10 protein-coding genes are annotated in these 9494 nt (G+C 39.3%); 1 reads left to right on the top strand and 9 read right to left on the bottom strand.

Annotated features, from left to right (window positions below):
- Window positions 1-80 precede the first annotated feature (80 nt).
- Complete coding sequence (locus tag KPC_RS14760) at window positions 81-479, top strand: ester cyclase (protein ID WP_121975124.1); 399 nt, start codon at window positions 81-83, stop codon at window positions 477-479.
- 1 nt (window position 480) lies between these two features.
- Here KPC_RS14760 and KPC_RS14755 read toward each other — a convergent pair whose 3' ends face one another.
- The 9 genes from KPC_RS14755 to KPC_RS14715 form a co-directional block, all read right to left on the bottom strand.
- Window positions 481-810 (bottom strand): DMT family transporter, encoded by a 330-nt coding sequence (locus tag KPC_RS14755; protein WP_121975123.1) that lies wholly within the window; start codon window positions 808-810, stop codon window positions 481-483.
- 16 nt (window positions 811-826) lie between these two features.
- On the bottom strand, window positions 827-1666 hold the full coding sequence (locus KPC_RS14750) for a hypothetical protein (protein ID WP_121975122.1): 840 nt from the start codon (window positions 1664-1666) through the stop codon (window positions 827-829).
- The gene (locus KPC_RS14745; protein WP_121975121.1) at window positions 1663-2667 is read right to left on the bottom strand and encodes an isopenicillin N synthase family dioxygenase; all 1005 of its coding nucleotides are present in this window, start codon (window positions 2665-2667) and stop codon (window positions 1663-1665) included. Before KPC_RS14745 ends, KPC_RS14750 begins: the two co-directional genes overlap by 4 nt.
- A gap of 82 nt (window positions 2668-2749) precedes the next feature.
- The gene (locus KPC_RS14740; protein ID WP_121975120.1) at window positions 2750-3634 is read right to left on the bottom strand and encodes an ABC transporter ATP-binding protein; all 885 of its coding nucleotides are present in this window, start codon (window positions 3632-3634) and stop codon (window positions 2750-2752) included.
- On the bottom strand, window positions 3634-4578 hold the full coding sequence (locus KPC_RS14735; protein WP_121975119.1) for an ABC transporter permease: 945 nt from the start codon (window positions 4576-4578) through the stop codon (window positions 3634-3636). The genes KPC_RS14740 and KPC_RS14735 overlap by 1 nt, the downstream gene beginning before the upstream one ends.
- A 194-nt stretch (window positions 4579-4772) precedes the next feature.
- Complete coding sequence (locus tag KPC_RS14730) at window positions 4773-6722, bottom strand: family 2A encapsulin nanocompartment cargo protein cysteine desulfurase (protein WP_121975118.1); 1950 nt, start codon at window positions 6720-6722, stop codon at window positions 4773-4775.
- Complete coding sequence (locus KPC_RS14725) at window positions 6697-7629, bottom strand: family 2A encapsulin nanocompartment shell protein (RefSeq protein ID WP_121975125.1); 933 nt, start codon at window positions 7627-7629, stop codon at window positions 6697-6699. Before KPC_RS14725 ends, KPC_RS14730 begins: the two co-directional genes overlap by 26 nt.
- Before the next feature lie 262 nt (window positions 7630-7891).
- Window positions 7892-8839, bottom strand: coding sequence for a serine O-acetyltransferase EpsC (gene epsC, locus KPC_RS14720; RefSeq protein ID WP_121975117.1), 948 nt, complete (start codon window positions 8837-8839; stop codon window positions 7892-7894).
- A 27-nt stretch (window positions 8840-8866) separates the two neighbouring features.
- Complete coding sequence (locus KPC_RS14715) at window positions 8867-9358, bottom strand: rhodanese-like domain-containing protein (protein WP_121975116.1); 492 nt, start codon at window positions 9356-9358, stop codon at window positions 8867-8869.
- Window positions 9359-9494 lie beyond the last annotated feature (136 nt).

The raw sequence follows: 9494 nt of genomic DNA, 5'->3' as shown, positions 1-9494 counted from the left end.
GTTATAAATAAAGTGATATTTCCCATACTATTCCGATTTATATATCATGATGGTTGTCCTAACATTCTTCTTATACAGCGATGTCTGAGCCTAAAAAAATAATCATAGATTTTTTAAATCAAATCCGTTCAGGACGATCTTTAGAGCGGGTCAGACATTTTTTGCATGACCCTGTTATTGCACATCAAATTCAGTCTGAACTTGAATATAGTGTTGAAAGGAGCCCAGAAGATTATGCGTCCCATATTCAGGAAATGCTGGACGAATACGGTCAATTTAGTCTGGAAATTCAGGAGATTTTAGCGGAAGAAAATAAGGTTTATGTTCGTTGGAAGCAAGTTTCAAACATTCCAGATACGAAAAAAATCACAGAAATTGCCAGTGCAGTATATCTGATAAGAAATGGAAAAATCTCTGAATACTGGATTCAGATCGATCGGAAAGGTTTGGAACTACAAGGTGTAGTTGATGACTCATAAATTATATTTCTATACTTTTAGAAAAAACATGAATAATCAAAATACCAGAGATCATGAATGCCAAACCAATGAGCGCTGCAAAATCAAGATGCTGTTTATAGTAAAAGAAACCGACTAAAGAAACTAAAACGATTCCTGCACCAGACCAGAGAGCATAGGTGATTCCGACAGGAATGCTTTTCATGGTAAGAGATAAGCAATAAATCGCCAGGGCATAACCAGCTATGGTTAGAAGTGATGGCGCGAGAACAGTAAAACCATTTGAGGCTTTCATTGCCGAAGTTGCGATAACTTCAGCAATGATGGCAATAATTAAATAAATAAAAGCCATAGTTTAAAAATATTCCTTATAACGTGATTTTTGCATGATGTAAAAGATGACTTTTCTCTTGATCTAACCAGTGTTGACTTGCAATAGACGTTTCGGATTTTGTCGTAAATGTGAAATCAGGTTGATAAATATCAAGCCTGAAATACAATCGACACTTTTCACCATCTATTGTTTGATGCTGTACAAGAGTATATCCATCTACAATTTCAAAATGATCTAAATCAATTTTTTGACCAAGATGGTGTGTCACTGTGCTGAAATCAATTGTTTGATTATTTAAAGAAATGGATACCTCAAAGTTTTGAATATGCTCATTTATATGTCTTTGGATATCTGGATGACGTGTTTTAGCATAGGCAATAAAGTGATCACAAATGATGATTCCACCATCTGCAGCGTAGCTTTTTTGCTGTTCGATATTTTCAATTTTAAATAGACGTAAACCGAGATAAAGTCCTTGAGTTGCTTGTTGTCTCCAATCTTCGACATAAGCATTGCTTGGTGAAAATTCAAAAATAGCATTGCCGATTGCGTGTAACTTTGCAGGTTCAGGCCATTGGATATGATGTTGATAATTTGCTGTAATATTCCATGAAAGAAGTTGTGTATCTTGATCCCAAACTGTGTCGCCAATCCAGCCTTGGCGCTCTAATACGGGTGTTGTAGCCGGATCTTTTAAGCGTAAATCGATCGTAAAAGTTTTTGATTGGAACCAATACACGATAGTTTGTTCATCTGTTAGACCATTTGAAAAAGTGATGCTTTTACGGCGAAAAGCACCAAGTAAATAATATGGAATAGTGAGCTCAGAGAGAGGTGTAATTTTAAATCTTGCACATAAGTCGATTAAATTCATATTGACTCCTGATGTGCATTTAAACCGAAGGAATGCAGTGGTTGGGCATTTTCGAGTTTTATTTCGCCTTTTTTCAATTTTTCTTTCAGATAGTTAAAAGTTTGCGCTGTTTGATTAAATAAATGTTCTCCGCCTCTCAACGCTGAATATTTTGGAGCTTCATCTTTTATCAAAGGCTGGATGATATAGTCATAATCACATGAAAAGAAAAACGGGAATGAATAACGTTCTTCAGATACTTTTTTGACTCGATGTTTGGTTGCCAGATAGCGACCATTAGACAAAATTTCCATCATATCGCCAATATTCATGACCAGAGTACCTTCAATCAATGGAATATCAATCCATTTCCCTGTCTTGTCTAAAACCTGCAGACCTGTGGCAGTGGGAAAAAGAAGGGTGAAGCATTCATAATCAGTATGTGCCCCTATACCAGCTTTATCTGTAATATCAGGATGATATGGATAATGTATCAATCGTAATTGACTAGGTGCATTTGCGATATGTGGGGTGAAGTAATATTCATCTAGTTCGAAAGCAAGTGCGAAACCCTGAAAAACTTGCTGCCCAATTTCTTTGATATGCTGATAGTAATTGAGAACATGCTTCTTAAAAGTATGATCATTTGGCCACTGAGTAGGACCAAGCAGAGGCCTACGATTTTCTGAACTTTGATAATCATAGTTGATATCATAAGCTTCCTTTAAATCGTAGCTATTTTCAATAAATTGTTCTTCGCCAATCGGTACATATCCACTATGATTTTGAGATAATCCGATGTAATTTTGCATTTTATCGGATTCACTTTTTGCAAAATATTGTTGAGCTGTTTCATGAAGTTTTTCAAACAGTTCGACTTTGAATTGTTCGCCTTTAAGATATAAAAAACCAACTTCTTTACATGCCTGATCTAAAGCATGAGCGACTTTTAAACGATCTTCCAAACATGGGCTAGAAAGTTTGGAGATGTCTACAACTGGTAAAACATAACTATTAGACATAAATGTCACCCCTGTTGGTCGTCCAACGAAGCATGAAAGCATTTGGGTCGTCCCAAAGGCGATTCGATCATGAAAAAACTTTTTATTTATTTGCGCTGATCTGTGTCATACGCGGGATTTTAGGTAAATCTTCCAATGCAGGATCAAGTTCATCTTCCTGGGCATGAACCAGATGATTTACATGTTCTTTTAGGCGTTTAAATTCAGCTGTTTGTATCAGGTCGAAATTTCGTGGGCGCGGTAAATCTACTTCGATGATTTCTTTAATTTCACCTGGGTTTGCTTTGAGTGCCACGATGCGGTCAGCCAGTAAAATCGCTTCATCCATATCATGTGTAACAAAAATAATCGTGATATCAATGTTTTGCCACAAATCCATTAAGTGCTTCTGCATTTTTTGACGAGTATGAGGATCAAGTGCACCAAATGGCTCATCCATCAGCAGGATTTTGGGTTCATTGACCAAAGCACGGGCTATTGCGACCCTTTGTTTCATTCCTCCCGAAAGCTGGTGAGGATATTGGTTTTCATATTTTTCCAGACCAATGATATTGATCCATTCACGTGCATTGGCTTCTGCGAGAGCATTACTTGCACCTTTCATGAGCGGACCGAACATGACATTTTCTTTTACGGTTTTCCATGGAAATAAGGTATAGCCTTGAAAGACCATGCCACGCTCGGGGCTTGGGCCAGTGATCTTTTCGCCATCAACCAGAATCTCACCACTATGGTAGGGATCAAGTCCTGCAACAACACGGCTAAAGGTTGATTTGCCACAGCCTGATGGTCCAATGACACAGATAAACTCTCGCTTATGAATTTTAAGGTCAATTTTATTTAGCACTGTGCGTTCTATTTTGTCGTGTTTAAATACCTGACTAAGTTGTTTAGCCTCTAAAATGACAGGACGTTCGTAGATTTTTTGGAAATATTCTTTCGCATCATATTCATTTGAATGGTTCATTATTTTGCTCCTGCTTTCCATTTAAATAGACGTTCGCCAAGTTTCATCAACAGATAGTCACAAACCAACCCGATTACTCCGATAATCAGAATAGCTGCATAAACATTGTCAAAGTTTTGATAACGTGCCTGTTGAGTGATAAACCAAGTGATTCCTGTTGTTGTACCGATCAGCTCAGACACAATTAGATAAGTCCATGCCCAGCCAAGTAACACTCTTAAATCACGATATATATCAGGTGAAGCAGCTGGAATGACGACATTAAACAGACTTTTAAATTTATTGGTTCCAAGTGTATAACCTGCTTCGATCAATCCTCTATCAACCATACGGGTTGTATTGGCGATGATCAGAATCTGTTGAAATAAAGTACCGATCACAATAATGGCAATTTTCGGGGCATCATTAATGCCTAATATTGCGACAGCCAGTGCACCAAAGGCAGGTGCTGGTAAGTATCTGAAAAACTCCACAAAAGGCTCGGTTAATAGTGAAATTTTTCTAGAAAAGCCACAAATGATACCAAGTGGAATACCGATCAGGGATGAAATAAAAAAAGCAGTAAAAACGATCTTGATACTGTGCCATAAACTTTGATGAAACCATGGGGCATCAGGTTGTACAGGTGGTGTGGTAAATGCTGTAATTAATGCTTTAGCGACTTCGTGAGGAGCGGGCAAGTAGATCGGATTGACCAGTTTACCTTGGGGTGGTGCAGAATCATGATTGACTGCACTTTGTGCTTCACTATAGAACACAGACTTTTCAACACGGCTGCCCACTTGCAAATAGGGAACACTGCCTGAACTGGTAATCTGGACTTGAGGATGCCAGATGAAAGGTAGATAACTTACTGAACACCATAAAAGTATAGGGATGAGAAAAGAACAAATGCTTAAAATTAGCTTGTTCTTTTTATTCAGTTCTTTTACAACATAGCCCATATTTACTATCCCCATATTTGCCGAGTATTACGATTTTTTAAAAGCGTAATATTAATTAAGCAAAATGGATGCCATGTTTATGGTGATGAGAATTATGGTTAGTTTTGGCAGGATAGAAAGCAAATGATAAATGCCAATCGGAATTGACATTTATGATTTAACAGAGACTGGTCTTTTAGATAGATTATTTTCAATCAGATGGACTTGTTTCTTGCCAATTGGTGTAATACTGAAGTGAGCAAGTCAATTTCTTCGGTTGTATTATAAAAAGCCAGTGATGGTCGAACAGTCTGTTCCACACCAAAGCGCCGTAAAATTGGCTGTGCGCAATGGTGACCAGAGCGGACAGCAATACCATGTCGGTTGAGAGCTTGTCCAACTTGCTCTGTAGAATAGCCCTTCAATATAAAAGACATAACACTGGCTTTATTTTTAGCTGTTCCAATTAAGCGTAAGTTTGGCACGCTACTCAAGGCGTTTAAACCATATTCAAGTAAGTCATGTTCATATCTGGCAATATTTCCGATTCCTAACTGTTCAACATACTCAAGCGCCGCACCTAGGCCTACTGCATCAGCTATATTACCTGTGCCTGCTTCAAACTTATTTGGGGCAGGCTGATATACGACCTGCTCAAAAGTCACATCTTGAATCATGTTCCCGCCACCTTCCCAAACAGGCATATTCTCAAGTATTTCGGTTTTGGCATATACAGCACCTATTCCAGTCGGGCCAAAAACCTTGTGTCCTGAAAATACAAAGAAATCTGTATCTATACTTTCAACATCTGTAGGTAAATGTGATACAGACTGTGCACCATCAACTAGCACCCTGACACCTTTTGCATGTGCGATCTGGATAATTTCATCAACTGGGGTTACTGTCCCGAGGGCATTGGAAACTTGGGTAATTGAAACCAGTTTAGTTCGTTCATTAATCAGTTTTGGTACTTCTTCCAGGATGATTTGTCCAGTATCATCCACTGGGATGACACGCAGTTTAGCTCCTGTTTTTTTACTCAGCTGATACCAGGGAACGATATTGGCATGATGTTCTAGATGAGAAACTAAAATCTCATCACCCTCACCAATGTTTTGCTCACCCCATGTTTTAGCAATTAAATTGATCCCTTCGGTTGTTCCCCGAACAAAGATAATATTCTTCGCTGATGGTGCACCAATAAAACGTGCCACTACATTTCTTGCATGTTCATAAGCATCTGTTGCTCTGGCTGCCAGCTCATGTGCAGCACGATGAATATTGGAGTTTTCATGTTGATAAAAATAAGCAATCCGATCAATCACAGTTTGCGGTTTTTGTGTAGTTGCTGCATTGTCAAACCAGACGAGTGGGCGACCATTGACCCGTTCTTGCAGAATTGGAAAATCACGGCGAATCGCTTGAATATCTAAAGGCTGATGAGCATTTGAAAATTTAAAAACTTTTTCAGGTGAATATTGCTGGTCTTTACTATAGATATCTGGAATATCAGTAAAGTAGAAACCAGTATGGTTGACCTGCTTCTGATCAATTCTGTCATCAATTAAAAGCTGTGTTAAATGATCATCATGCGGTAGTTGAAATGACTCTGCAACCGAATAATTATCAGAAACAGGTGCAGTCTTTGCTGGTTCTGGTGCAGTAAAGTCATTCAAGAAATAGTATGCAGAATCCCGCGATGAGTGAGGCAATGTATGCTCAATCTGAGGAATACTTTCGGGATGCTTCAATGTTTCAGGAACATGGGGTTCGAAAGGTGGTTTGGGAATGTTTGCACCGCCAATAACAGGTGCTGAAGCAATCGCACGACGTTCAGGATAGTCTGGATAGTTCGGGATATGTTCCGGGATTTCAGGATTCAGGCTTTTCTGATAGGCAATATTAGGTGCACGAGCAGACAATGCTGTAATCGGTTCAGCAGGTTGCGGTGCATGAGGTGGTGGAGCCAAGTCTGGTAGATCCAGATTTAACCCAGAAGTTGAACCTGTATTCGGTACACTGGAAAAGAATTGGTTTGCCAGCTTTTGCAAGGTTGCTTCATCTGGAAAATTAGACGGTGGCGCGACACCATTTAAAGCCGCACCGCCCAGGTCAGAACCATCCACATGCCTTACAGGATTACTTGTAGTTAACTGGGTAGTCATGGTACTTATCCACCTCAACATCATCTAAAACGGCTAGGGCATCATCTGTTAAAACGGCCAGAGAGCAATATAGAGAGATCAAATAAGATGCTATGGCATTACGGTTGATTCCCATGAAGCGTACAGACAAGCCTGGCGATTGTTCACCAGCCAAACCAGGCTGGAATAGCCCAACAATGCCTTGACGTTTTTCACCGATACGTAGCAGAATGATCTTTGTTTTTCCATCTTCGATTGCAATCTTGTTTGATGGAATAAGCGGGATACCACGCCAAGTAATGAACTGTGAACCAAACAGGCTAACTGTAGGTGGTGGAACACCACGGCGGGTACATTCACGACCAAATGCCGCAATCGCATCAGGGTGAGCAAGGAAAAAACCAGGCTCTTTCCAGACTTTACGTAACAAGTCATCCAGATCATCAGGAGTTGGTGGGCCATTCAATGTCGAGATACGTTGCTCATCCGTTACACTTGCCAATAAACCATATTCTGGATTGTTGATCAGTTCACTTTCCTGACGTTCCTTGATACTTTCGATTGTTAAACGTAACTGTTCCTTAATCTGATCGTGTGGGCTGCTATACAAGTCAGCAACGCGGGTGTGGATATCTAAAACTGTAGAGACACCATTTAAAAAATATTCTCGTGGTGCAGGATCATAGTCAACAAAAGTTTGCGGTAGTGTTGCCTGATCGCGTTGTGTGCAGGCGACTTGAATATCATCGGTATTGCTGACACGATTGACACGATAAATACCTGCTTCGACAGGAATCCACTGTAAAAGGTGGGTCAACCAACGCGGTGTAATACTTGAAAGTTGTGGAACAGTTTTTGTTGCATTGGCGAGTTGCCTTGCAGCGTGATCGCCCAATGCCAGTTGAGTTTTTTCTGCAGTTTTAGACATGAAATTATTTTCCTGGTTCGTTGATTGTTCTTGCATTTAAAGAATCATTTTTATTCTTTATTTTTGATTGAGTTTTATGAGCATTTTAATGATTAAAGCATTTTCAGATGTTTTACCTTATTCAAACCACTATGTTTTTATATTCAAGAGTGTCTGTAAAATAAAAACATCAAACTTCGTTTTTAGATATGAGCATAAAATTTCAATTTTTAATGATGAATTGTTCAGTTTATTTTCATGTATTACTCCTAAAAATTAGGTGCTAGACCTCAGTTTTAATATAGGATTGGCTAGGTGGTTGTGACACCGAACTACCTGCTGGCACACTATGGGTCAGCCAGACATTGCCACCAATCGTTGAACCCTGACCAATAGTGATACGCCCTAAAATTGTTGCACCTGCATAGATCACGACATCATCTTCAACAATGGGATGGCGAGCATAGTCTTTTTTCAAACTGCCTTGCTCATCAACTTCAAAACGTTTAGCACCGAGTGTTACCGCCTGATAGATGCGTACTCTTTGACCAATCACACAGGTCTCACCTATAACAACACCTGTGCCATGATCTATAAAAAATCCTGAACCGATTTTTGCGCCAGGGTGAATGTCGATGCCAGTTGCAGAGTGAGCTATTTCTGAAATCACTCTGGAAAGCAATGGAACACTTGCATAAAGTTGATGCGCAATCCGATGATGGATGATTGCTAAAATACCTGGATAACAGAGTAGTACTTCATCCACACTATGTGCCGCCGGATCACCTTGATATGCAGCTGATACATCAGCGTCCAGCAGACGACGAATATCAGGTAAGGTATTGGCAAAATCCTGAACAATAATTTTTGCCAGCGTATCCTGCTGATCATAAATAGGATGTTCTAAAGGCTCTCTGGAATGTGCATTATTACGGTTATATTCTCGTTTTTTTTCATATTTTAAAGTGAGTTTAACCTGATTATAGAGCTCAGTTAGAACATGATCTAAGGTATATGCAATGTAGTAGTCTTCGGTCTCCTGACGTAAGTCGGATGGTCCAAGGCGCATAGGAAATAAAATTCCGCATAATGAATCTAAAATAGACTTTAAAACTTCTTTTGAAGGGAGCTCACGACCACCAAACTCTTTAATCCGATGTTGTTGCTCACGCCAGTCATGTCGAGCTTGTTGCAAGCCATCTATAACGGGTTGTATCTTCCATTGCATCATGGTTATTCCTGTGCACGATATTCTGAATTAATCTTGGATCCATGGCAGTTGATGGATTTTCCAGCCACCCAGATGACCTCGCTGTTGTTGTTCATCCAGGTCACCTTCAAATCCCTCTAAAATGTTATAGACATTTTCGAAACCAGCATTAAAGGCTGCTTCAGCTGCAATCGCAGAACGTTTCCCACTACGGCATAGCAATAAGATGGTTTTATCCTTACCTACTTTATTTTCCAGCTCTTTTAAAAAACGTGGATTGCGATTGAATGCTGTCCCTGTAGCCCATGCAATGTGAATACTTTCAGGAATATAGCCAACAAATTTTCTTTCTTCATTGGTCCTGACATCAACCAGAACAACTTCATGATTTTGCAGTAGTTGCCATGCTTCAGAGGGGGTTAAACTTCCTGTAAAATTCAGATCATGTTCCGTAGCATATTGTTGTGCTTTTTTCAGGATTTCTTCTTGGTTCAAAAGTGGTTGTGCTGTGCTTTTAGAAGAATCGACTTTAGCATTCATGCCTATTCCTTAATTTTTCAAACATGTAATATTCAAGAAACATGCTATTTTTTTTAGGCTTTGATTTGAAATAAGGAATTAGAATTTTTATATCGAAAAATGATAAAAGCCAGAGTTCTTTTGCATGTTAATGGAT

This window comes from Acinetobacter stercoris (assembly GCF_900323515.1).
In the GTDB taxonomy this organism is placed as follows: Bacteria; Pseudomonadota; Gammaproteobacteria; order Pseudomonadales; family Moraxellaceae; genus Acinetobacter; species Acinetobacter stercoris.
This window is presented reverse-complemented; position numbering and strand designations above follow the sequence as displayed.

Bases quoted from the DNA above. Each gene is read 5' to 3' on its own strand.
- KPC_RS14760 (WP_121975124.1), top strand. From the start codon at position 81: ATGTCTGAGCCTAAAAAAATAATCATAGATTTTTTAAATCAAATCCGT.
- KPC_RS14755 (WP_121975123.1), bottom strand. From the start codon at position 810: ATGGCTTTTATTTATTTAATTATTGCCATCATTGCTGAAGTTATCGCA.
- KPC_RS14750 (WP_121975122.1), bottom strand. From the start codon at position 1,666: ATGAATTTAATCGACTTATGTGCAAGATTTAAAATTACACCTCTCTCT.
- KPC_RS14745 (WP_121975121.1), bottom strand. From the start codon at position 2,667: ATGTCTAATAGTTATGTTTTACCAGTTGTAGACATCTCCAAACTTTCT.
- KPC_RS14740 (WP_121975120.1), bottom strand. From the start codon at position 3,634: ATGAACCATTCAAATGAATATGATGCGAAAGAATATTTCCAAAAAATC.
- KPC_RS14735 (WP_121975119.1), bottom strand. From the start codon at position 4,578: ATGGGCTATGTTGTAAAAGAACTGAATAAAAAGAACAAGCTAATTTTA.
- KPC_RS14730 (WP_121975118.1), bottom strand. From the start codon at position 6,722: ATGACTACCCAGTTAACTACAAGTAATCCTGTAAGGCATGTGGATGGT.
- KPC_RS14725 (WP_121975125.1), bottom strand. From the start codon at position 7,629: ATGTCTAAAACTGCAGAAAAAACTCAACTGGCATTGGGCGATCACGCT.
- epsC (WP_121975117.1), bottom strand. From the start codon at position 8,839: ATGATGCAATGGAAGATACAACCCGTTATAGATGGCTTGCAACAAGCT.
- KPC_RS14715 (WP_121975116.1), bottom strand. From the start codon at position 9,358: ATGAATGCTAAAGTCGATTCTTCTAAAAGCACAGCACAACCACTTTTG.